General features: G+C 62.8%; 24 protein-coding genes. 4 read left to right on the forward strand and 20 right to left on the reverse strand.

What is annotated here, in order from left to right; translation table 11 throughout:
- Positions 1 to 2 precede the first annotated feature (2 nt).
- From hflC to hfq, 4 genes are all read right to left on the reverse strand, one after another.
- Positions 3 to 866, reverse strand: coding sequence for a protease modulator HflC (gene hflC, locus N4J17_RS15725; RefSeq protein WP_198323627.1), 864 nt, complete (start codon positions 864 to 866; stop codon positions 3 to 5).
- Positions 866 to 2,071 carry an FtsH protease activity modulator HflK gene (gene hflK, locus N4J17_RS15730; RefSeq protein ID WP_198323626.1) on the reverse strand — a complete coding sequence of 402 codons (1,206 nt, stop codon included), beginning with the start codon at positions 2,069 to 2,071 and terminating at the stop codon, positions 866 to 868. Before hflK ends, hflC begins: the two co-directional genes overlap by 1 nt.
- 104 nt (positions 2,072 to 2,175) lie before the next feature.
- Positions 2,176 to 3,474 (reverse strand): ribosome rescue GTPase HflX, encoded by a 1,299-nt coding sequence (gene hflX, locus N4J17_RS15735; RefSeq protein ID WP_198323625.1) that lies wholly within the window; start codon positions 3,472 to 3,474, stop codon positions 2,176 to 2,178.
- A 47-nt stretch (positions 3,475 to 3,521) separates the two neighbouring features.
- Positions 3,522 to 3,770 carry an RNA chaperone Hfq gene (hfq, locus tag N4J17_RS15740; RefSeq protein WP_198323624.1) on the reverse strand — a complete coding sequence of 83 codons (249 nt, stop codon included), beginning with the start codon at positions 3,768 to 3,770 and terminating at the stop codon, positions 3,522 to 3,524.
- Positions 3,771 to 4,049: 279 nt separating this feature from the next.
- On the opposite strand from hfq, the gene nagZ reads away from it, so the two are divergent.
- From nagZ to N4J17_RS15755, 3 genes are read left to right on the forward strand one after another with little or no spacing between them, the layout of a single operon-like run.
- On the forward strand, positions 4,050 to 5,084 hold the full coding sequence (gene nagZ, locus N4J17_RS15745; RefSeq protein ID WP_370525912.1) for a beta-N-acetylhexosaminidase: 1,035 nt from the start codon (positions 4,050 to 4,052) through the stop codon (positions 5,082 to 5,084).
- The gene (locus tag N4J17_RS15750; RefSeq protein WP_198323623.1) at positions 5,081 to 5,635 is read left to right on the forward strand and encodes a hypoxanthine-guanine phosphoribosyltransferase; all 555 of its coding nucleotides are present in this window, start codon (positions 5,081 to 5,083) and stop codon (positions 5,633 to 5,635) included. The genes nagZ and N4J17_RS15750 overlap by 4 nt, the downstream gene beginning before the upstream one ends.
- 10 nt (positions 5,636 to 5,645) lie before the next feature.
- The gene (locus tag N4J17_RS15755) at positions 5,646 to 6,386 is read left to right on the forward strand and encodes an S-methyl-5'-thioinosine phosphorylase (RefSeq protein ID WP_198323622.1); all 741 of its coding nucleotides are present in this window, start codon (positions 5,646 to 5,648) and stop codon (positions 6,384 to 6,386) included.
- Between the two features lie 6 nt (positions 6,387 to 6,392).
- On the opposite strand, the gene N4J17_RS15760 is transcribed toward N4J17_RS15755, so the two are convergent.
- Positions 6,393 to 6,869 carry a thiosulfate oxidation carrier protein SoxY gene (locus N4J17_RS15760; protein WP_338457614.1) on the reverse strand — a complete coding sequence of 159 codons (477 nt, stop codon included), beginning with the start codon at positions 6,867 to 6,869 and terminating at the stop codon, positions 6,393 to 6,395.
- A gap of 46 nt (positions 6,870 to 6,915) precedes the next feature.
- Here N4J17_RS15760 and soxZ point away from each other — a divergent pair, with 46 nt between their 5' ends.
- Positions 6,916 to 7,218, forward strand: coding sequence for a thiosulfate oxidation carrier complex protein SoxZ (gene soxZ, locus N4J17_RS15765; RefSeq protein ID WP_198323620.1), 303 nt, complete (start codon positions 6,916 to 6,918; stop codon positions 7,216 to 7,218).
- Here soxZ and N4J17_RS15770 read toward each other — a convergent pair whose 3' ends face one another.
- From N4J17_RS15770 to plsX, 15 genes are all read right to left on the reverse strand, one after another.
- Positions 7,219 to 8,799, reverse strand: a complete 1,581-nt coding sequence (locus N4J17_RS15770) for a peptide chain release factor 3 (RefSeq protein ID WP_198323619.1) — start codon at positions 8,797 to 8,799, stop codon at positions 7,219 to 7,221.
- 83 nt (positions 8,800 to 8,882) lie between these two features.
- A complete protein-coding gene (locus tag N4J17_RS15775; protein ID WP_198323618.1) occupies positions 8,883 to 10,817 on the reverse strand; it encodes an ATP-dependent DNA helicase in 1,935 nt (644 codons plus the stop codon).
- 8 nt (positions 10,818 to 10,825) lie between these two features.
- Entirely contained in the window at positions 10,826 to 11,350 is a 525-nt protein-coding gene (locus tag N4J17_RS15780; protein WP_198323617.1) for a tetratricopeptide repeat protein, read from the reverse strand.
- 45 nt (positions 11,351 to 11,395) lie between these two features.
- Complete coding sequence (locus N4J17_RS15785; RefSeq protein WP_198323616.1) at positions 11,396 to 12,169, reverse strand: TatD family hydrolase; 774 nt, start codon at positions 12,167 to 12,169, stop codon at positions 11,396 to 11,398.
- A 38-nt stretch (positions 12,170 to 12,207) separates the two neighbouring features.
- Positions 12,208 to 12,564: a PilZ domain-containing protein gene (locus tag N4J17_RS15790; protein ID WP_198323615.1), complete on the reverse strand. Its 357-nt coding sequence runs from the start codon at positions 12,562 to 12,564 to the stop codon at positions 12,208 to 12,210.
- Positions 12,561 to 13,565, reverse strand: coding sequence for a DNA polymerase III subunit delta' (locus N4J17_RS15795; RefSeq protein WP_198323614.1), 1,005 nt, complete (start codon positions 13,563 to 13,565; stop codon positions 12,561 to 12,563). The genes N4J17_RS15790 and N4J17_RS15795 overlap by 4 nt, the downstream gene beginning before the upstream one ends.
- Complete coding sequence (gene tmk / locus N4J17_RS15800) at positions 13,558 to 14,184, reverse strand: dTMP kinase (protein WP_198323613.1); 627 nt, start codon at positions 14,182 to 14,184, stop codon at positions 13,558 to 13,560. Before tmk ends, N4J17_RS15795 begins: the two co-directional genes overlap by 8 nt.
- Complete coding sequence (gene mltG, locus N4J17_RS15805) at positions 14,181 to 15,179, reverse strand: endolytic transglycosylase MltG (protein WP_198323612.1); 999 nt, start codon at positions 15,177 to 15,179, stop codon at positions 14,181 to 14,183. Before mltG ends, tmk begins: the two co-directional genes overlap by 4 nt.
- A complete protein-coding gene (gene pabC, locus N4J17_RS15810) occupies positions 15,176 to 16,006 on the reverse strand; it encodes an aminodeoxychorismate lyase (protein ID WP_198323611.1) in 831 nt (276 codons plus the stop codon). Before pabC ends, mltG begins: the two co-directional genes overlap by 4 nt.
- A 56-nt stretch (positions 16,007 to 16,062) precedes the next feature.
- On the reverse strand, positions 16,063 to 17,304 hold the full coding sequence (gene fabF, locus N4J17_RS15815; protein WP_198323610.1) for a beta-ketoacyl-ACP synthase II: 1,242 nt from the start codon (positions 17,302 to 17,304) through the stop codon (positions 16,063 to 16,065).
- Positions 17,305 to 17,382: 78 nt separating this feature from the next.
- The gene (acpP, locus tag N4J17_RS15820; protein WP_198323609.1) at positions 17,383 to 17,613 is read right to left on the reverse strand and encodes an acyl carrier protein; all 231 of its coding nucleotides are present in this window, start codon (positions 17,611 to 17,613) and stop codon (positions 17,383 to 17,385) included.
- A gap of 92 nt (positions 17,614 to 17,705) precedes the next feature.
- Positions 17,706 to 18,443, reverse strand: a complete 738-nt coding sequence (fabG, locus tag N4J17_RS15825; RefSeq protein WP_198323608.1) for a 3-oxoacyl-ACP reductase FabG — start codon at positions 18,441 to 18,443, stop codon at positions 17,706 to 17,708.
- Positions 18,440 to 19,396 (reverse strand): ACP S-malonyltransferase, encoded by a 957-nt coding sequence (gene fabD / locus N4J17_RS15830; RefSeq protein WP_198323607.1) that lies wholly within the window; start codon positions 19,394 to 19,396, stop codon positions 18,440 to 18,442. Before fabD ends, fabG begins: the two co-directional genes overlap by 4 nt.
- A gap of 14 nt (positions 19,397 to 19,410) precedes the next feature.
- Positions 19,411 to 20,376: a beta-ketoacyl-ACP synthase III gene (locus N4J17_RS15835; protein ID WP_198323606.1), complete on the reverse strand. Its 966-nt coding sequence runs from the start codon at positions 20,374 to 20,376 to the stop codon at positions 19,411 to 19,413.
- Positions 20,373 to 21,392: a phosphate acyltransferase PlsX gene (gene plsX, locus N4J17_RS15840; protein WP_198323605.1), complete on the reverse strand. Its 1,020-nt coding sequence runs from the start codon at positions 21,390 to 21,392 to the stop codon at positions 20,373 to 20,375. The genes N4J17_RS15835 and plsX overlap by 4 nt, the downstream gene beginning before the upstream one ends.
- Between the last annotated feature and the right edge of the window lie 26 nt (positions 21,393 to 21,418).

Here is a 21,418-nt window from a genome sequence, read left to right on the forward strand (position 1 = left end):
CCTCACTTACCGGTGGACTTCTTGAAATACCTGAAGAACTCGGAATCAGGCTCAAGCACGAGGGTATCGTCTTCGTGGATCGCAGCACGGTAAGCCGAAAGGCTGCGATAGAGACTGAAGAACTCCTTGTTCTTGCCATAGGACTGGGCGTAAATATCGGCCGCAGCCGCCTCTCCTTCGCCGCGCTTGAGCTCGGAATCCCGGTAGGCATCGGCCAGGATCACTTCCCGCTGACGGTCGGCATCCGCGCGAATCCGTTCCGCCGCCTCGGCACCGCGGGAGCGGAAATCACGGGCCACTCGCGCCCGCTCGGCCTCCATCCGCCGATACACTGAAGAACTGACCTCACTCGGCAGATCGATACGCATGACGCGAACGTCCACTATCTGGATACCCAGTTGCTCCGCCACCGGACTCGCCGCACTGCTCAGCACGTCCCGGATCTGCGAACGTTCGGACGACACCAGTTCCCGGATGGTGCGCTTGCTGAATTCGCTGCGCATCGCGTCCTTGACGATCTGATCCAGGCGGATGTTTGCCTGGATCACGTCGCCCGCGACGGTCGTGTAATACTTGGCTACGTCCTTCACTCGCCACTTCACGAAAGAGTCGACGATGACGTTCTTTTTTTCGGACGTCAGGAAGCGCTCCGGCCTGGACTCCAGGGTCAGAATCCGCCCGTCGAACTTCTTGACGTTGTTGAGGAAGGGCACCTGGAAATAAATCCCGGGCGTATAGTCGGATTGCACGATTTCGCCCAGGCGGAACCTGATCACTTTCTGGGTTTCGGAAACGGTGAACATCGACAGCGATGCCAGCACCGCTGCCGCACCGGCCACCGCCATGATTACCTTAGCCTGTGCCATTAATGTCCCCTCCCGTCTCTACCGCGGCTCGATGCACGCGCGCCGCCGGTCTTGGCTCCTCCGTCCTGGCCATCGCTGTGCGCCGGCATGGACACGCTGCCGGTTTCCGTCTCCGAAGCCGTGGCATCGGCGCCGCCCTGTCCCGACCTGATCTTATCCAGCGGCAAATAGACCACGTTGTTCCCACTCTTCACGTCCAGCAGCAGGGTATTGGCATGCCCTATCACTTCCTGCATCGATTCGATGTAAAGACGCTCACGCATCACATCCGGCGCTTTCTCGTATTCGCCCAAGAGGCGCTCGAACCGGCCCGCTTCGCCGCGCGCCCGGGCGACGACCTTTTCTTTGTAGCCTTCTGATTCTTGAATCAGGCGCGACGCTGCGCCGCGCGCCTTGGGAACCACCTCGTTCGCATAAGCCTCGGCTTCGTTTTTGAGTCTTTGCTCGTCTTCACGCGCCTTGATGGCATCCTCGAATGCCGCCTGCACCTCTTCCGGCGGCTGGGCATCCACCAGATTGACGGTGATGACCCGAATGCCTGCATGGTACTGATCGAGAATCTGCTGGATTTCGGCTTTGATATCCGAGGCGATGCTGCTGCGCCCCTCCGTCAGCACGAAATCCATGGTGCTGTTACCGATCACCGAACGCTCTGCACTCTCGGTGACCTGTTTCAGCGTACCCTCGGGATCCAGGACGTTGAACAGATATTCTTTCGCGTCCTTGATCTGGTATTGCACGGCCAGACGGACATCGACGATGTTTTCGTCCCGCGTCAGCATGAGCGCCTCACGCGGCACCGAACCCAACGAGCCGACCGCCTGCTGGCGCCCGCCCGAACGGTAACCGACCTCGACGAAGCGCTGCTGTTCGACATTCACCACCGTCACGGCCTCGACCGGGGACGGCCAGTGCCAGTGCGGACCAGGCTGGGTGGTTTCTACGTATTTGCCGAAACGCGTGACGACACCGCGGCTGCCCTCGTCGACGATGTAAATACCGGTCAGACCCCACACCGCCACGGCGGCCGCACCGATCATGCCGGCGAGCCGGGGCGCGTCCCCGCCGCCGGGACCGCGCCTGAACAACTTGTTGATGCGGTCCTGCAGACTGCGAAGAACTTCATCCAGATCCGGAGGGGTATCCTGCTGGTCGCGCCCGCTCCACGGGTCTTTCTTTCCACCGCCCGGTTCATTCCAAGCCATGTGAACACTCCTGTGACGATCTATTAGCCATTGCTTTCGAGTTGCAATATTGCCCGGATTATCCCGGAAATCCTTCCAACATACAAAAATCCCCAGCGGAATCGTCAGTGGCTCACGGTGAGCGGGTCTTCGCAGCCGGCGCGCCCGGGCCCGTCCCCGATGGCAAGGCGCAAACCGCGGGCGCTGGCTGGAAATTCCACGGACAGCCGCCAGCCACCTTCGCCATCGGGCTCATCGGACAACACCCGCGCCTCACGATAGAGGCGTGCCCTGAGTTCGCCCTGGCCCGCCGTCAGAGTCAGGCTGCGGCGCTCGCCCCCCCCGCCTACGATCTCCTCCAGAAGTCCCATGAGCAACGCCAGACCGGCGCCGGTCCGGGCCGAGATCCAGACCCGGACCGGTCGCCCCGATGCATCGCGCTCGACGTGCGGAACCACGCCTTCCAGGCGGTCGATCTTGTTGTACACTTCGACGCACGGGATCCGCTCGGCACCGATCTCTGCCAATACCCCACGCACCGCGACGATGGTGTCGTCCATCCGCTCATCGCTGGCGTCGACGACATGCAGCAGAAGATCCGCCTCGGCCGATTCCTGGAGGGTGGACCGGAACGCCGCAACGAGTTCGTGGGGGAGATGGCGGATGAAACCCACGGTATCCGCCAGCACCAGGTTCAGACCGCCGGTGCTCAGACGGCGCAGGGTCGGATCGAGGGTCGCGAACAGCTGGTCCGCCGAATAGACGTCCGCCTGCGTCAAGGCATTGAACAAGGTCGACTTGCCGGCGTTGGTATAACCGACCAGGCCGACCACCGGAACTTGCGCCCGGCGGCGCGCCTGCCGACCCTGATCGCGCTGGCCCTCCACTTGCTGCAGCCGCTTCTGAATCTGGCGGATCCGGTTGGCAAGTAGGCGCTTGTCGGTTTCGAGCTGGGTTTCGCCGGGACCGCGCAGGCCGATACCCCCTTTCTGGCGCTCGAGGTGAGTCCAGCCTCGTACCAACCGGCTGGAGAGGTGTTTCAGCTGAGCCAGTTCGACCTGGAGCCGTCCCTCGAAAGAGCGCGCACGCTGGGCAAAGATGTCCAGGATGAGGCCGTTGCGGTCGACCACCCGGACATTCAATGCCTTTTCGAGATTGCGCTCTTGACTCGGCGTGAGCGAGTGATTGAAGAGCAGCAGTTCGGCCTGCTGCGCCTTGACCGTACCGGCCAGTTCTTCCAGTTTGCCCTGACCGATGTAATAGCGGGGATCGACCGCACGCAGCCGTCCCGTGAGCGTCGCCACCGGCTCCGCCCCGGCGGAAATGGCCAGGAGCCGCAGCTCATCCAGATCCTCCTGATCCGGCGCGGCCAGCGGCATGTGCACCAATACCGCGCGTGATCCGGTATCCGGCCTATCGAACAACCGACGCCCTCACGACGACGGCTCCCTGAGGCACATCTTCTGCCGCCTCATTCGGTCTCTTCGTCGCCACTTTCACCCGCATGTGGCACACGCACTGGGCGGCCCGGCACGATGGTCGAAATCGCGTGTTTGTACACCATCTGGCTGACGGTGTTCTTCAACATGATCACATACTGGTCGAACGAATCCACCTTTCCCTGCAACTTGATTCCGTTGACGAGATAGATCGAAACCGGAACATGTTCCTTCCGGAGTGTATTCAGGAATGGATCTTGCAGATTTTGGCCCTTCGACATCCTCTTTCTCCTCATTGTTTTTGGATTGGATTACCTTCCCATCCAAGACTCGACACAAATTAACAGAATTACACCGGCTTAGCCATCTGCACAATCTTGAGACAAACCGTTTGCAATTCAAGCCTTCCCGTCAAAATTTTCTGCCGCACCAGGGCATGTTCCCCTGATGCCTGCCTCGTCACCGGCCCGAGTCGGCCCTTTTACAATTTAACGGAAATCACCGCCGTCCGACCTCTGTTCTATGGTTTACAATGCCGGCCCCGGAACGAAGAGAGCCCCATGAACTCCACACCTTCCCCGCGCTGCGTGATGTTCGACCTTGTCGGGACCAGAATGTCCGACAGCGAGCATGAATTGCTGTGCCACCCCGCCGCCGGGGGGCTGATCCTGTTCAGCCGCAACTATGAATCACCGGACCAATTGATGGCTCTGGTGGCGGAAGTCCGCGACCTCCGGCCCGACATCCTCATTGCCGTGGATCACGAAGGCGGACGGGTCCAGCGTTTCCGGACGGGCTTTACCCGACTGCCGCCGGCAGCCGCGTATCTCAATGCGGATGGCGAAACCGGGCTGGCGGCGGCCGCAACGGCAGGCTGGCTGATGGCAGCGGAGCTGCGCGCCGTAGGCGTGGACTTCAGCTTCGCGCCAGTGCTCGACGTCGATAGTGGCGTCAGCGCCATCATCGGCGACCGTGCCTTCGCCCGCACCCCGGAAGAAGTCACTGCCGTCGCCCGCGCCTTCACTGCCGGCATGCGTCGGGCGGGCATGGCGGCGGTGGGTAAACACTTCCCCGGTCACGGCGGCGTGGCTGACGATTCGCACCTCACACTGCCTGAAGACCGCCGCGAATTCGAGGAACTGCTCGCCCGCGATCTGCTGCCCTTTTCGACATTGATTAGCGAGGGCCTCGAAGGCATCATGCCGGCCCACGTACTGTACCCCCGCATCGACACCCACACGCCATGCTTTTCTCATTTCTGGCTGCAGACCATCCTGCGTGAACGGATGAATTTCGACGGCGCGATCTTTTCGGATGACCTGTCCATGGCCGGCGCCGCCCGGGCCGGTGATTATCCCACTCGTGCGCTGGCGGCGCTCGATGCGGGCTGCGACATGTTGGTGGTCTGCAACAATCCCGAGGCGACGACGGCCATTCTGCAGGCACTGGAAAACCGTCCCGCATCCCCCGGCGGCGCCCGCCGTCTCTCCGCCATGCACGGTCGCTTTCCAATCGACCGTGGCGAGTTGCTGGCGAGTACCGACTGGCGCAATGCCGTCGACCGCATCCGATCTCTCACCGGCTCTGCCCAATGAACAGACTCGAAGAAATAAGGCGGATCGAGGCGTCCGCCGAACTGCTGTATTCCGAAGCCGAGGTCGAACGCGCCATCGTGCGCCTAGCCACGGAGATCGCCGAAGCCATCGCGGACCGCAACCCGATCGTCCTGACCATCCTCACCGGCGGCATCGTGTTCGCCGGCAAACTGCTCACCCATCTGCGGTTTCCGCTGGAGCTGGACGCCATCGGTGCCACCCGCTACCGGGGCCAGACCGAAGGCGGCGAAATGCACTGGCGACTGGAGCCCAGTCTTTCCCTGCAAGGCCGTACCGTGCTACTGGTCGACGACATCCTCGACGAAGGCATCACCCTGGCCGAGGTACGCCGACACTGCCTCCAACTGGGAGCGGAACGCGTTCTGATCGCGGCGCTGGTCGACAAGAATCTGGGCCGGGAAAAGCCTTGCCAGGCCGATTTCATCGGCCTGGTGACGGAAAACCGCTATTTGTTCGGCTACGGTCTGGACTACAAAGGTTATCTTCGCAACGCCGCGGGCATTTACGCCTGCCGCGAGATCGAGCCTTGAGGAATCCGCCATGAGCCTCACCGCAATCATCGGCGGCACCGGCCTGACCCGGCTGACGCAACTCGAAATCCAGCGCCGTGAGGCGCCGGCCACGCCCTATGGCGCACCGTCCTCCGCCCTGACCTTCGGCCGGCTGGCCCGTCGTGATTTCGTATTCCTGGCACGCCACGGCGACCCGCATACCATCCCGCCACACCGGATCAACTACCGCGCCAACCTCTGGGCTTTGAAACAGGCCGGCGCCGAGGCCGTCATCGCCGCCGCCGCGGTCGGCGGCATCGGGCGCGACATGGGCCCTGGCCGGCTGGCCATCCCACACCAGATCATCGACTACACCTGGGGGCGGGCCAGCACCTTCTTCGAAGATGGACTGGACCACGTCACCCACATCGATTTCACTGCGCCTTACAACGAACACCTGCGCCAAAGACTGATCGCCTCGGCCCGTGCCGCGGGACTTTCCGTCGTCGATGGCGGCGTCTATGGCTGCACCCAGGGGCCACGGTTGGAGACGGCGGCAGAAATCGCGCGAATGGAGCGCGACGGCTGCGACCTCGTCGGCATGACCGGCATGCCCGAAGCCGCGCTGGCGCGTGAACTGGAGCTGCCCTACGCGGCCTGCGCGATCGTGGCCAACTGGGCCGCCGGCAAGAGTGAAGGAGAAATCACCCTGGCCGAAATCGAGCGGCATCTGGCGCGGGGCATGGCCGACTTCATCGAACTGCTGATCTGTTTCGCCGGCTCACCCTGACCCGGATCAGCCACAGCCGCCGACGGCTACCCTGACCTGTTTACGGCACCAGTAAATGCGCCCCCCGGCTTCGGCCAATGCGACCACAGGGCTGCTCTCGTTCATTTTGATCCGGAACGAAACCGAAGGCATCGCTCCGTCCAGGAACTCGAAAGATGCCACCAACGGGCGGGGATTGTGCACCACCAGGAGATGCAGCGCAGCGGTGCGCCCGAGACGGCTCTCCAGCGTCACCGGCACGAGGGCGCCGTTTTCCGCGCTCTCGGGCACGTCCAGCACCAGCAAGGCGGTTTCTTCCGGCTTGCGGCCGGCGGTGAGTACGCGCACAGCGGCATCATAGGCAGCCGAATCGGCCTCCCCCCCGAAAGCAGAGGGGCTGCCAGAAAGCCGCCATATGGCGATGCCTTTCAGCGCGGAGAGGACGAAACGGCGTCGGGAGAAGTCGAAGCTCATCGGGAAATGCCAAGCTTGCCGGTACGGCAAGCTTACCGTTACCTTAAATGCCCAGCCAGGTCCCGCCGGTTCCTGCATGAAAATCCGTACTAAGACCACCGACGGCATCACGACCGTCCGTTTGCTGATCACCCACCCGATGGAGACCGGCCGCCGCCGGGATGACACTAGCGGCGAGGTTGTTCCGGCCCATTACATCGAGGAACTCACCCTCGAGCACGAAGGCAAGCCGGTGGTGCGCTGCCGCCTCAGCACCGCCGTGTCCAAAGATCCGTACTTCTCTCTGCAATTCCGCGGCGGCCGGCCGGGGGAGCGCATCCGGGTGAGCTGGACCGACAATCTCGGCAAAACCGAATCGCAAGAAGCCTTCATCGACTGATCACAGCTCTCGGGTCGCACTGAAGCGGATGTCCGGCCAGCGCTCCTCGGTCAGTGCGAGATTGACCCGGCTGGTGGCGAGATAGACCAGATAGCCGCTGCCGTCCTCGGCTAGGTTGTCGTAGACCTTGCGCTTGAATTCCTCAAGCTTCTTGGGATCGCTGCACGACACCCAGCGTGCCGTAGTCACCGGCACCGCGTCGTAGACACAATCCACGTTGTATTCGGACTTGAGCCGGAACGCCGTCACATCGAACTGCAGCACACCCACCGCACCCAGGATCAGATCGTTGTTGCGCAAAGGCTTGAACAACTGGGTCGCCCCCTCCTCGCTCAGCTGCTGCAGGCCCCGCTGCAGCGCCTTGGATCGCAGCGGGTCCTTCAGCACCACGCGGCGGAACAGTTCTGGCGCGAAGTAGGGGATCCCCTCGAATTTCAGGTTCTCGCCCTGGGTGAAGGTGTCGCCGACCTGGATGGTACCGTGGTTATGCAGGCCTATGATGTCGCCAGGATAGGCCTCTTCCACATTCTCGCGGCTGTCGGCCTGGAAGGTGATAGCATTCGCCACCTGCATCGCCTTGCCGCTGCGGACGTGGAACAGCCGCATGCCCTTGGTGTACTTGCCCGAGCATACCCGCAGGAAGGCAATGCGGTCGCGATGAGCCGGGTCCATGTTGGCCTGGATCTTGAATACGAAACCTGAGAATTTTTCCTCCCCCGGAATCACTGGGCGCTCCCGGGCCTGGCGTGCCTGCGGCGGCGGCGCGTATTCGGCGAAAGCATCGAGCAGTTCGAGGATACCGAAATTGTTGATCGCCGAACCGAAGAACACCGGCGTCTGGCGTCCCGCGCGATAGGCCTCCAGGTCGAACGCGTGACTGGCCCCACGCACCAGCTCGATTTCCATCCTCAGCTCTTCGGCCTGATCCCCTAGGAGTTCATCCAGCTTCGGGTTGTCCAGCCCCTCGACGATCTCGCCCTTGACTATGCGGTCGCCGTGCGAGGCGCTGAACAAATGGATCGCATCCTCGTACAAGTGGTAAACGCCCTTGAAACGCTTGCCCATACCGATCGGCCAGGTGATGGGCGCACACTGGATGTCGAGGATCCGCTCGACCTCGTCGAGCAGTTCCACCGGCTCCCGGCCCTCGCGGTCCAGCTTGTTGATGAAGGTGAGGATGGGCGTGTCGCGCAGGCGACACACCTCCATCAGCTTGATGGTCCTCTCCTCCACGCCCTTGGCGCTGTCGATCACCATGAGGGCGGAGTCAACCGCCGTCAGTGTGCGATAGGTGTCCTCGGAGAAGTCCTCGTGGCCTGGCGTATCGAGTAGGTTGAAGATACGGTCGCGGTGCTCGAACTGCATCACCGAGGTCGTGACCGAGATGCCGCGCTGCTTCTCCATTTCCATCCAGTCCGAGGTGGCATGCCGCGCCGCCTTGCGGCCCTTGACCGAACCCGCAAGCTGGATCGCGCCGCCGAACAGTAGCAGCTTTTCGGTCAGCGTGGTCTTGCCAGCGTCGGGGTGGGAGATAATGGCGAAGGTTCGCCGCCGCTCGATTTCGAAGTCAAGAAAGGGCATGGAACAGGCTTGCGGAAGGAAAACTATTTATTTTAAGCCAAATCGCCGTCCGGACGGGCACGACGAAACGTCGCTGAAAAAACTCAGGCGGGAACTCGCTCCGGCGGATCGGCAAAAAACGCCCGCACGACGCCGGGGTCGCGGGTGATGCGCATCGGTGGCAGGCTGTCCAGGAACACCCGCCCATAACTCTTGGACGTGAGCCGGGGATCGGCCAATACCAGCACACCGCGGTCGTCCACGTCCCGGATCAGCCGGCCGGCACCCTGTTTGAGGGTGATGACGGCGGTCGGGAGCTGGAACACACCGAAAGGGCTGTGACCGCGCCTGCGGATGGCTTCCAGCCGGGCGCTGACGACCGGATCGCCGGGCGATGCGAATGGCAGCTTGTCGATCACCACACAGGACAGCGCCTCGCCACGAACGTCGATCCCTTCCCAGAAGCTGGCGGTCCCGAGCAGCAGGCCGTTGCCCGAGGCGCGAAACGCGTCCAGCAGCCGAGCCTTGGGCTGAGTGCCCTGGACGAACAGCGGAAATTCGCTCTTACCTTCCAGGATGGAGGCTGCCTCGGCCAGGGCTTGATGGCTGGTAAACAGCAGAAATGCACGGCCCCGGCTCGCTTTCAGCACCGGCCAGGCTGCCCGCAGCACGGCCCGGGTATAGTCACAGCCCCCCGGCTCGGGCAGGCCCGGCGGCAGGTACAGGAGGCTCTGACGGCGGTAGTCGAAGGGACTCTCCCAGCGCCGACAATCGGCGTCGGCGATGCCGAGCTGGCGGGAGAAATGCTCGAAGCGCCCGGACACGCTCAGCGTCGCCGAGGTGAAAATCCACGTCGCCTGCCGCGCCTTGCGGAAGCGCGCGAATTCGCCGGCGATATCCAGCGGCGTCCGGCTCAGGGTAAATCCGCGACGATGGGTCTCGAACCAGCGCACCGATTCCTCGGTGTCTTCAGCCAGGAAGGTCTCCAGCCTTTGGATGAACTCGTCACAGCGCTTCCAGCAGGATTCCAGACCTTTGCCCCGTACCGCCGCGAGCTTGAGCTGCGCAGCCAAGGTGAGCAACGCTTCCTCCATGCGCTTGAGCCCGGCGCTTACGTCCTCGTTTCCGGCCACGGCGTGCCAAGCCTCCCGCCGCTGTTCGGCGCCCAACATGGTGCGAATGGCCGTAAGCTCGGCCTTGAGCAGGGTCGCGGCATCGGCCAGCCCGCCCATGTCCGGTGCATCCTTGGTGCGCTCGATCAGGGTGTCGTCCGCCAGTTCACCGAGCTGGCGGCTACTCAGGCTGACCCCCAGGAACTGTGTGGCGGTTTCGCCGAACTGGTGGGCCTCATCGATGATGATGACGTCGGCCTCCGGCAGCAGATCGCCGAATCCGTCGGTCTTGACCGCCCAGTCGGCCCACAGCAGATGGTGGTTGATGACAATGATCTGCGCCTCTTGGGCAGCCTTTCTGGCCTGGACCACAGGACAGTCTCCGTAGAGCGGACAGTCCTGTCCCAGGCAGTTTTCGGCGGTGGAAGTGACCGAGCGCCACAGCGGCGAAGCCTCCGGCACATCGCTCACCTCGGCGACGTCGCCGCTACGGGTCGTCTTCGCCCAGCGCCGGATGCGTTCGAGCTGATCGGCTTCCTCGGCGCTGAACCCGGCGCGAAATCCGAAATCGACGACGTTTTCCAGCCGGTAGGGACAGAGGTAATTCGACCGGCCCTTGAGCAGAGCGACATGCGCAGGCGCACCCAGCGCCTGCCGCAGCAGGGGCAGATCCTTCTGGAACAGTTGATCCTGCAGATTCCGGGTGCCGGTGGAGACCAGCACCCGCTTGCCGCTCAGCAGGGCCGGCACCAGATAGGCGAAGGTCTTGCCGGTGCCGGTGCCGGCCTCGGCGATCAGACAGCGGCCCTCGCGGATGGCCTGTTCCACTGCCCGCGCCATACCGGACTGGGCCGCGCGCGGCCGGAAACCCGTCAGCACATGCGCCAGGGGGCCATCCCCAGCGAAAGCCTCGTCGACAGCGCTCATCTTATGTTTTATTTTTCCGCTCCGCCCATGAGCCGGCCCGCTTCTTCGATCAGCGCCTGGCTTTTGTCGAGGAGATCCGGATTGCCTTTGGCCAACACCTTGGATTTGCGCGCCAGATCAAGCGCTAGGCGCGGTTGCTGCTGTGCCATACGGACGGTCGCCAGACGGTACCACAACTCGGGATTGCGCGGCTGCATGCGGATAGCGCGCTCCAAGGTGGTGGCGGCATTGTCGAGCTGGCCGGTTGCTTGCGCCTTGTCGGCATCGGAAATCAGGGCCGCTACGGCGGGGGTCGGCGCCGGCTGCTTCTTCGCGCCTGCCGAAGCTCTGGGAGCCGGCTTGGTGGGCTGGGCCGACGGTTTCGGCTTGGGACTGGGCGCCGGCGATGCCGTGGGGACCGGGCGAACACTCGGGGCAGACGGCCTGACCGCCTTACGCTGCGCACATCCCGCTGAAACGGCCAGGCACAGAGCCACTGCCAGCCACCGGCAGGGTAGCCCATGGAAGCGCCGGGAATCGATGTGGAAATTCATGAGGGAACCCCGGTAGTTGAAGCCCGCACAGTTCGCTCCGTTAACTCAGCCGCTGCCGAACAGGGCGTGATAGTTCCGTGTCGTCCGCTCCGCCACCGCGGCCAGCGAAACGCCTCGAAGCTCGGCGAGCATGCCTGCGACATGGCGGACATGCTGTGGATAGTTCGGTTTGCCCCGCAGCGGCACTGGTGCCAGGTAGGGGGAATCGGTCTCGATCAGATAGCGGTCGTCCGGCACCCGGCGGGCGACGTCCTGAACGGTTTCGGCGGTGCGGAACGTGACGATACCCGAAAAGGATATAGAAAAATTCAGATCGAGCGCGCGGCGTGCCGTATCCCAGTCTTCGGTGAAGCAATGGAACACGCCCCCCACCTCGCCCGCATCTTCTTCCTCGAGGATGCGCAAGGTGTCGGCGCGGGAATCGCGGGTATGGACGATCAGCGGCTTGCCGGCGAGTCTGGCGGCACGAATGTGGGTGCGGAAGCGATCGTGCTGCCAGGCAAGGTCGCCCACGCTGCGGAAATAGTCCAGGCCGGTTTCGCCGATGGCGACGACACGGTCGTCATCCGCCAGTGCGGCCAGGCGTTCGGCGCTCGGCTCCTCGATATCGGTTTCATTGGGATGCACGCCGACCGAAACACACACGTTCGGGTAGGGTTCGATGAGCCGGCGCATGGCGGGATAGTCTTCTAGATTAATCGCTACGCACAGCATGCGGTCGACGCCTTCGGCGCCGGCCTCCGCCATGAAACGCGAAAAATCGCCACCGAACGGTTTCAAATCGAGGCGGTCGAGATGGGCGTGGGAGTCGATGAACATCGGATCGGGAACAACGGGGCGGGTTCTGCCTGCAGAGCTTACATGGTATGGGTCGGCTGATCCGATTCAAGGTGCCCGGGGAGATAACTCTCGATCAAGGCCTTGGTGACGCCAGCATCCTCTTCGTTGAACTGTACGCCGATGCCGGCAGAACGGAAACCGGCGGCCCCCTTCGGGGTGATCCAGACGACCCGCCCCGAGATCGGGATCCGCTCAGGCTCGTCCATCAGCTGCAGCAGCATGAAGACCTCGTCGCCCAAGCGGTAACTGCGAGTCGTGGGGATGAAGAGGCCGCCATTCTTGACTGTCGGCATGTACGCGGCGTAAAGCGCATTCTTGTCCTTGATGGTCAATGCCAGAATACCCTGGCGGGCGCCCGCCTGCTCTTCGCTCAATGCCGTGCTCCCCGTGATCCGAGCCGGCTCCAGTTTATCAGGATATCTTCCATGATCAGCTGCCGGTTGGCCTGGCCCTCCAGATTGCGGCGGGCGGCATCGACCTCGTCGAGGTGGGCAAACAGGGTGCGAAGATTCAGACCCGCCGCCGCTTTCCGCAGTCCCGGCTCCAGATCGGCATTGGCCAAGCGCAATGCCCCCGGTGCTTCAGTACTGCCGATACGGATGAGGTCAGCGATCCAACCGTGCAACCAGGTCAGGACGGTCTCGCCATCCTCCTTCGCCCAATGCTCGGCCACCGCGAGCGGATCGCTCTCTTCCCTCAGCACGGCCAGCCAGTCATCGAAGAGCCTCCTTCTGCGCTGGGCCAGATCGCCGCCGTGCAGCTCGGCCGCTTTGAGCGGTGCGCCGCCTGCCATCGCCAGCAAAGCTTCGGCATCTTCCCCGACGCCTTGTCCATGCAGCCAGCGCAGCGCATCCTCCCGCGCAGGCAACCTCACCTCCAGACGCTGGCAGCGGCTGAGCACCGTCGCTGGCAGCTGCGCTGGTCGCTCGCTGATGAGGAGGAAAAGCGTATGCGGGTCGGGTTCTTCCAGCGTTTTCAGCAGACTGTTCGCCGCCGCTATGTTCATGGCATGCGCCGGACGGATGACCACGACCCGCGAAGCGCTGTACTGCGGTTTGAGCGAAAGCCTGTCGATCAGCCGGCGGACCGGATCGATCGTGATGCGTTTGCCGGCCTCCTCCGGTTCGATGTGGAGATAGTCCGGATGATTGCCCGCTACGGCCAAGTGGCAGGCCTGACAGGTCCCGCACGCCCCTTCGGCCGACGGGCTGATACACAGGAGCCGGCGGGCAAAATCGTCGGCCAGTACTCCCTTTCCCAGGCCGGCAGCACCTGAAATCAGCAAGCCCTGCGGCAAACGTCCCGCCTCCAGATACGCCGCCAGCCGGCGGCGCGCCGGCACCAGCCACGGATAGCAACCGATGGGATCAGACACAACCATCCAACAGGGAATCCAATTGGGCAGCGATGGCCGCCTGCACCAGGACCAAGGGCCGGTCGGCATCGATCACCCGTATCCGATCCGGTTCCGTTCGCGCCAGCGCCAGATAGCCCTCGCGGACACGGGCGAAAAAGGCGCTGTCTTCTCTTTCCAGCCGGTCCGGACCGCTGCGCTGGTGCGCCCGCCTCAAGCCGATGTCCACCGGAGCATCCAGCAGCAGAGTCAGATCGGGCCTCAGCCCGGCCTGAATCCAGTCCCGCAGGAAATCAATGATCCCCGGCTTGATACCTCGCCCTGCGCCCTGATAGGCATAGCTGGCGTCGGTGAAACGGTCGCAGACCACCCAGGCACCCCGCCGCAAGGCGGGTTCGATCACTTCCCGAAGATGATGCACGCGGGCCGCGAATAACAGCAGCAACTCGGCTTCCGGTCTCAGAGGGTCCTGATGCAGAAAAATCCCCCGCACCGCCTCACCGAAAGCGGTGCCGCCCGGCTCCCGCGTCGCGATGACCTCCAGACCCCGGGCGCGCAGCCGGCTCACCACGAAATCGAGATTCGTGCTCTTGCCGACACCTTCGCCCCCCTCCAGCGTGATGAATTTGCCCGCTGTCATGGTTGCCCGACCTTCTGGTAAACCTCTACCGCCTGTCGGTGTTCGTCCCAGGTCCGCGAGAAGCGGTGGCCGCCGTCCCCCCGTGCCACGTAGTACAGGCTGTCGCCCGGTGCCGGGTTCAGCGCGGCCCGCAGCGAAGCCAGCCCCGGCGCGGCGATCGGCGCCGGCGGCAGACCGCGGTGAAGATAGGTGTTGTAGGGCGTGTCGGTCCTGAGGTCTTGGCGCCGCAGATTGCCGTCAAAGCGGTCGCCCAGGCCGTAGATCACGGTCGAATCGACCTGCAAAGGCATACCGGTGCGGAGCCGCCTAACCAGCACACCGGCCACTTCGGCCTTTTCACTGGGCAGGGCGGTTTCTTTCTCGATGATGGAAGCCATGATGAGTGCATCGTCCGGCGTCCGGTAGGGAAGGTCCGGCGCCCGCCGCGCCCATTCCGCAGCGATGACCTCCGCCATCCGTCGGTGAGCGCGCTTGAGAATCTCAATGTCCGGAGTGCCCTTGATGAAGAAATAAGTATCAGGGAAAAACCGCCCTTCCGGATCTCCTTCCGGTATTCCCAGCTCCCGCATCAGCACGGCGCCGTCGCTCTCCGCCGTGAGGAGATGCTCGAGACCCGGCTGGGCCCGCAGCGCCGCCAGCATCTGCCGGAAAGTCCAGCCTTCGACCAGGGTCACGGCATGCTGTCGGACTTTCCCGGAAGCGAACAGCATCAGCAACCGGCGCCGGTCCAGACCCGGCGGAATCTCGTATTCCCCCGACTGTAGCTTGCGCGCCAGACCTTCCTGCCAGGCCAGCAGCATGAACCACCAGGGCTCATCGATCACGCCGGCATCCTTTAGTGCCAGAGCCACGTCCTTCAGCCCCTGCCCCCGCGCGATCTCGAATACGACTGGCTCAGTATTGGCGAGCGGCCGTTCGGTGGACTCGCTGAAATCCTTCACCGCCGCGCCGGCCGCGAACACCATTGCGGCGAACAGCAGCACCGTGCGCTTCATCCGGCCACGACCTCAGACAGCTGATGGATTTCCGAGCTCCGGTTCAGCATCATCGTCAACGCGCCCACCGGGTAATTCTTCTCCGCCAGCCGTGCAACCGGCCAAATGCCGATGACGCAGTTGGTCAGAAAAACCTCATCGGCCGCTGCCAGTTCTTCCGGCCGGATACGCCTTTCGCTCACCTCGACCCCTCGAGACCGGGCGATTTCCAGCACCAAGCGCCGCATCACACCAGCCACGCCGCAGCGGTCGATCAGCGGCGTCTCGAGCCTCCCGGACTTCACCATGAAAACGTTGCTCATGGTACCCTCCACGAGAAAGCCCTCGGTATCGCACATCAAGCCTTCCTGGAACTCATCGGTCCACTCCCCCCGTCCCAGTACCTGCTCCAGACGATTCATATGCTTAATCCCGGCCAGCGCGGAATTGATGCCGAGCGGCGTACGGCACAGCCTCACACTCACGCCGGAGCGGTAATAATCCTGCGGAAACTCGGGAGCGGGATGAAGCGACACCACGCGCGTCGGCTCCCCTTCTGCCACGGGCCGGTAGCCGCGACCGCCGATGCCTCGTGTAATCTGTATCTTGATGACGCCTTCGACCGCTGCCGATCCCAGCCGTCGCAGATCGGCGGCCAGCGCCTCGTCCCCTGGATAACGGATGCCGAGACGAGAGCAGGCATCTGCCAAACGGCCGATATGCCAGGGCCAAAGCATGGCTTTTCCCGCACGCAGGCGCAGGGTGGTAAAAGTGCCGTCGCCGTATTGAAATCCCCGGTCTCGCACATCGACACAGCCGCAGGAACGGCCGTTGACAAGGATGCTCATCGGCGGAATCCGGCAGAGGTGGCAACAGGTGCGGAAGCCTGAGATGGCCCCAGCGCCTAACTGAATTTCTTGAAAATCAAAGTAGCGTTGGTGCCACCGAAGCCGAAGGAGTTGGACATGACCACTTCGAGATCCTTTTCCCTGGCGGTATGAGGCACATAATCCAAGTCGCACTCCGGATCAGGCGTATCCAGATTGATGGTCGGCGGCACCACGTGGTCCCGAATCGCCAGGACCGAGAAGATCGCCTCGATTCCACCTGCCGCACCGAGCAGATGGCCGGTCATGGACTTGGTCGAGCTGATTGCCGTCGAGTACGCATGCGGGCCGAGCACCGCTTTCATGGCACGGGTTTCCGCAAGGTCGCCAGCAGGCGTCGACGTACCATGGGCGTTGATGTAGTCGATGTCTTCCGCATTCACGCCCGCATCACGCATCGCATGCATCATGCAGCGTGCCGCACCGTCGCCATCCTCCGGCGGCTGGGTCATGTGATGGGCGTCGCCTGACATGCCGAAGCCGATCAGCTCCGCGTAGATGCGGGCGCCGCGCTTTTTGGCATGCTCCAACTCCTCCAGCACTACCACGCCGGCACCGTCACCCAGCACAAAGCCGTCGCGGTCCTTGTCCCATGGACGGCTCGCCCGCGCCGGGTCGTCATTGCGGCGCGACAAGGCACGGGCCGAGATGAATCCACCCAGGGCCGTCGGTGAGCTTGCCATTTCGGCACCGCCGGCCAACATGACGTCGGCATCGCCATACTGAATGACCCTGGCCGCGCTGCCAATGCTATGGGTCGCCGTGGCACAAGCAGTGACGATCGCGTAATTCGGGCCTTTCAGGCCGTACTTGATGGAGAGGTTGCCGGAAATCATGTTGATGATGTTGGCCGGCACGAAGAAAGGGGAAATCTTGCGGGGGCCGCCCTTGAGAAAGACGCCGTAGCCATGCTCGATGCCCGTGATCCCGCCGATACCGGAGCCGACGCAGACGCCGAAGCGGTCCGCATTGGCCTCGGTGACCTCCAGCCCCGAATCTTCGAACGCCTGGCTGCCCGCCGCCATGCCATAGTGGATAAAGGTATCCATCTTCTTGGCTTCTTTTTCGGACAGATACCGGGTCACGTCGAAGTTGCGCACGCTGCCGCCGAAACGGGTGGCGAATTCGGAGACATCGAAATGCTCGATCGGGCCGATTCCACTGCGGCCGTTCAGGATGCTGTCCCAGCTTTCGGGGACATTGATGCCCACCGGACAGACCATACCCAGTCCGGTGATGACGACGCGACGCTTGCTCACGCTGACACCTGGAGGTAAACGAAAGAAGACCCCACCGGATGACGATGTCCCGTGGGGCTGATGGAACAGAAAGGCGGATCAGGTATGGCTCTGGATGTAATCGATCGCCTGCTGAACCGTGGTGATCTTTTCGGCGTCCTCGTCGGGAATTTCGCATTCGAACTCTTCTTCGAGCGCCATCACCAGCTCGACCGTGTCCAGAGAATCGGCGCCCAGATCGTCCACGAAGGAGGCCTCGTTCGAGATCTCGTCCTTCACGCCCAACTGTTCGGCGAAGATCTTCTTTACACGTTCTGCTATATCACTCATTGTTTTTTGTCCTCAGTGTTATTCAAGTTTAGAGGTGCGGAGATTTTAGTGTGAATTCCCGCGAACACAAGCACTCTGGCGTAAAAAGCCACTCAGGGCATGAACATACCGCCATTGACATGGAGGGTTTCGCCGGTAATGTAGGCGGCATCGTCGGAACACAAAAAAGCCACGGCCGCGGCGATCTCCTCGGCCTGTCCCAGCCGTCCCAGGGGAATCGATGCCAGCAGGGCCGTTTTGTGTGCCTCCGGCAAAGCGCGGGTCATGTCGGTATCGATGAAGCCCGGCGCCACCGAATTCACCGTTATGCCGCGCGAGCCGATCTCCTTGGCCAGGGACTTGGTAAAGCCGATGATACCGGCCTTCGCCGCCGCATAGTTGGTCTGCCCGGCATTGCCGGTCAATCCAACGACAGAAGTGATGTTGACAATGCGGCCGGTGCGGGCTTTCATCATGCCTTTGAGGCAGGCCTTGCTCATGCGGTAGACGGACGACAGATTGGTGTCTATGATCGCATCCCAGTCTTCGTCTTTCATGCGCATCAGCAGACCGTCACGGGTAATGCCGGCGTTGTTGACCAGAATCGTCGGAACGCCGAATTCGTCACTGACGGCGGCCACGAAGGATTCGACCGCGGCGGGATCGCTCACGTCCAGCACCCGCCCGCAGCCGTTCACGCCGGCATCGCTCAGGCCGGCTCCGATCGCCGCGGCGCCGTTTTCCGAGGTGGCGGTGCCGATGACTGTATTGCCGGCGCGCGCCAAACGATGGGCGATCGCTCGTCCTATACCCCGGCTGGCACCCGTGACAATGGCTATCTGATCGGTCATTGAATCGACTCCAAAGCTTTGTTCAACGAATCCTGATCCACGATGGCAAGCGTTGCTTCGCCGCTGACGATCCGTTTGTTCAGGCCAGCCAGGACCTTGCCCGGCCCGCATTCCACGAAGCGCCTCACGCCCTGATCGCTGAGGAAGCGGATGGTTTCCGACCAGCGTACCGGATGGGAAATCTGCTGAGCCAGCACCGCCCGGATCACCTCCGGCGACGGATGCATGGCGACGTCGACGTTGTGGACCACACCGATCCGGTCACGGGGCGATTCGAAGGAGGTTTCTGAAAGCAGGGCTGCGAATTTTTCTGCAGCCGGCGTCATCAGCGCGCAATGCGAGGGCACACTGACCGGCAGCAACACCGCCCGTTTCGCCCCCAGTGCCTTGGCAGCCGCAATCGCGCGCTCGACCGCCTGGCTCGCGCCGGCAATCACCACCTGACCCGGTGCGTTGAAATTGGCCGGCGTCACCACCGAATCCTGGGTGGAGGCTTCTTTACAAGCCGCCACGACCTGCGGATCCTCCAGACCAAGGATAGCGGCCATGGCCCCTGCGCCGGGCGGGACCGCTGCCTGCATCAGCCTGCCGCGATGGGCCACCAGTCTCACCGCGTCAGCGAAGCCGAGCGCGCCGGCGGCGACTAATGCCGAATACTCACCCAGGCTGTGGCCCGCCATCCAGGCGGGTCGACGATCGGTTGCCTTGCACCAGATCCGCCAGGTCGCGACCCCAGCGGCCAGCATCGCCGGCTGGGTGTTGACGGTCTGATTGAGTTCTTCCTCCGGCCCCTCCTGGACCAGACGCCAGAGGTCGAAACCGAGTATTTCCGAGGCCTCGGCATAGGTCTCACCGACTACCGGATGCGCTGCGGCGAGATCGGCCAGCATACCGATGGACTGGGAGCCCTGCCCCGGAAAAAGGAAAGCGAGGCTGTTGTCGATATTGGGCATTACAAAAGCTCTTTTTAATAGCGCAGAAGAGCGGAGCCCCAGGCGAAACCGCCGCCGAAGGCCTCCATCAGCACGGTTTGTCCGCGTTTGATGCGGCCGTCGCGGACGGCTTCGTCGAAAGCGAGAGGAATCGATGCGGAAGAGGTGTTGCCCTGTTCATCCACCGTCACGACCACCCGCTCCATGGGCAACTGAAGTTTCTTTGCGGTCGCCGCGATGATGCGGATATTGGCCTGATGGGGTACCAGCCAGTCCACGTCGGACTTCTGAAGGCCGTTCTGCTCCAGGGTTTCATCGACGATGCGACCGAGTGTGTTCACCGCGACCTTGAAAACTTCGCTGCCCTGCATGCGGATGGTGCGACTTTCGTCACTGCCTTCGCCGTTGCTGGCGGGATTGGGCAGATAGAGCAGATCCTGGTAATGGCCGTCGGAATGGATATGGGTGCTCATGATGCCGGGCTCGGTGGCAGATTCGAGCACCACGGCCCCGGCACCGTCACCGAACAGTATGCAGGTCGAGCGGTCGTCCCAGTCTACGGAACGGGAATTGACTTCGGTACCGACCACCAGCACGCGGTTGGCATTGCCGGCGGAGATGTACTGGTCGGCGATGCTCAACGCGAAGATGAACCCCGAACACGCCGCCTGCACGTCGAACGCCGCGCAGCTTCGCACGCCCAGACGCTGCTGTAGGAGGCATGCCGTGCTGGGAAAAACCCGGTCCGGCGAACTCGTCGCGAGGATGATCAGATCGAGATCGTGCGGATCGATGGCGGCTGCTTCCAGCGCCTGCCGGGATGCGATTTCGGCCATGCTGGATGCCGTTTCGTCGGCGGCCGCGATATGTCGGCGGCGGATGCCGGTGCGCTCGACGATCCATTCGTCCGACGTTTCGACCCGCATGGCGAGATCATCATTGGTCACCACCTGCCGGGGAAGGTAGCCGCCGGTGCCCGCGATGCGGGAATAGCGGGTCACGCCAGATTCCTCGCGGCGAAGGCATCCGTCACCCGCTCGCCGATACGATCCGGAACGGCTTTCTCGACTTCTTTCACTGCGATTGCGACGGCATTGGCGAAGGACAAGCGGTCCGCATTGCCGTGACTCTTGATCACGATGCCGCGCAGACCGAGGAGACTGGCACCGTTATACTGGCGCGGATCGATCCGGCGCTTGAAGGCATTGAGTACGGGCAGCGCCACCAAACCTGCCAGTCTACTCAATAAACTGCTGGAAAACTCCCTCTTGATGAAATGAGAGATCATTTTTGCCAGACCTTCACTGCTTTTCAACGCGACGTTTCCAACGAAACCGTCGGTCACGACAATGTCGACGCTGCCCTTGAAAATGTCGTCGCCCTCGACGAAACCGATGAAATTGACGTGGGCTCCACTGAGCAGTTCAGCGGCCCGCTTCACCTGCTCGTTCCCCTTGATCTCCTCTTCGCCGATGTTGAGGAGCCCGACCGTGGGATGCTCACGTTCCTCTACGGCCCGGACCAGCTCATAACCCATAACGGCGAACTGATAAAGATGCTCGGCAGTGCAATCAACGTTGGCACCGAGATCGAGGACATGGGTATGCCCCGTCATGGAAGGCACGGCCGCGATGATTGCCGGACGGTCGATACCCGGGATGGTCTTGAGGACGAACTTGGCGATCGCCATCAGCGCACCGGTATTCCCTGCGCTTACGCAAGCATCGGCCTCGCTTCGCTTGACCAGATCGATAGCCACCCGCATGGACGAGTCCTTCTTATTGCGAAGCGCCTTGGACGGCTGATCGTGCATTTCCACGACCTGCGACGCATGGTGCACCTTCAGTCGATCCCCGAACCGGAGCTGGGCGTCCTTGAGATACCCTCTCAGCACGGATTCGTCACCGACCAGGATCAGCCGCAGCGAGGGATTCCGCTCCAAACTGTCCAGAGCCGCCGGCACCACGACTTTAGGTCCGTGATCACCCCCCATCGCGTCCAAAGCGATGGTCGTCATACCGTCACCGCGCCGCATGCACCGCC

The organism is Methylococcus capsulatus (genome assembly GCF_036864975.1).
Lineage (GTDB): Bacteria > Pseudomonadota > Gammaproteobacteria > Methylococcales > Methylococcaceae > Methylococcus.

What these genes read in the sequence shown, in the direction of transcription:
- plsX (WP_198323605.1), bottom strand. Translation starts at nt 21,392, where the DNA reads ATGACGACCATCGCTTTGGACGCGATGGGGGGTGATCACGGACCTAAA.
- N4J17_RS15770 (WP_198323619.1), bottom strand. Translation starts at nt 8,799, where the DNA reads ATGCCCTTTCTTGACTTCGAAATCGAGCGGCGGCGAACCTTCGCCATT.
- acpP (WP_198323609.1), bottom strand. Translation starts at nt 17,613, where the DNA reads ATGAGTGATATAGCAGAACGTGTAAAGAAGATCTTCGCCGAACAGTTG.
- hflC (WP_198323627.1), bottom strand. Translation starts at nt 866, where the DNA reads ATGGCACAGGCTAAGGTAATCATGGCGGTGGCCGGTGCGGCAGCGGTG.
- N4J17_RS15775 (WP_198323618.1), bottom strand. Translation starts at nt 10,817, where the DNA reads ATGAGCGCTGTCGACGAGGCTTTCGCTGGGGATGGCCCCCTGGCGCAT.
- N4J17_RS15755 (WP_198323622.1), top strand. Translation starts at nt 5,646, where the DNA reads ATGAGCCTCACCGCAATCATCGGCGGCACCGGCCTGACCCGGCTGACG.
- pabC (WP_198323611.1), bottom strand. Translation starts at nt 16,006, where the DNA reads ATGAGCATCCTTGTCAACGGCCGTTCCTGCGGCTGTGTCGATGTGCGA.
- N4J17_RS15750 (WP_198323623.1), top strand. Translation starts at nt 5,081, where the DNA reads ATGAACAGACTCGAAGAAATAAGGCGGATCGAGGCGTCCGCCGAACTG.
- N4J17_RS15785 (WP_198323616.1), bottom strand. Translation starts at nt 12,169, where the DNA reads ATGTTCATCGACTCCCACGCCCATCTCGACCGCCTCGATTTGAAACCG.
- fabG (WP_198323608.1), bottom strand. Translation starts at nt 18,443, where the DNA reads ATGACCGATCAGATAGCCATTGTCACGGGTGCCAGCCGGGGTATAGGA.
- N4J17_RS15780 (WP_198323617.1), bottom strand. Translation starts at nt 11,350, where the DNA reads ATGAATTTCCACATCGATTCCCGGCGCTTCCATGGGCTACCCTGCCGG.
- tmk (WP_198323613.1), bottom strand. Translation starts at nt 14,184, where the DNA reads ATGACAGCGGGCAAATTCATCACGCTGGAGGGGGGCGAAGGTGTCGGC.
- soxZ (WP_198323620.1), top strand. Translation starts at nt 6,916, where the DNA reads ATGAAAATCCGTACTAAGACCACCGACGGCATCACGACCGTCCGTTTG.
- nagZ (WP_370525912.1), top strand. Translation starts at nt 4,050, where the DNA reads ATGAACTCCACACCTTCCCCGCGCTGCGTGATGTTCGACCTTGTCGGG.
- hfq (WP_198323624.1), bottom strand. Translation starts at nt 3,770, where the DNA reads ATGTCGAAGGGCCAAAATCTGCAAGATCCATTCCTGAATACACTCCGG.
- hflK (WP_198323626.1), bottom strand. Translation starts at nt 2,071, where the DNA reads ATGGCTTGGAATGAACCGGGCGGTGGAAAGAAAGACCCGTGGAGCGGG.
- fabD (WP_198323607.1), bottom strand. Translation starts at nt 19,396, where the DNA reads ATGCCCAATATCGACAACAGCCTCGCTTTCCTTTTTCCGGGGCAGGGC.
- mltG (WP_198323612.1), bottom strand. Translation starts at nt 15,179, where the DNA reads ATGAAGCGCACGGTGCTGCTGTTCGCCGCAATGGTGTTCGCGGCCGGC.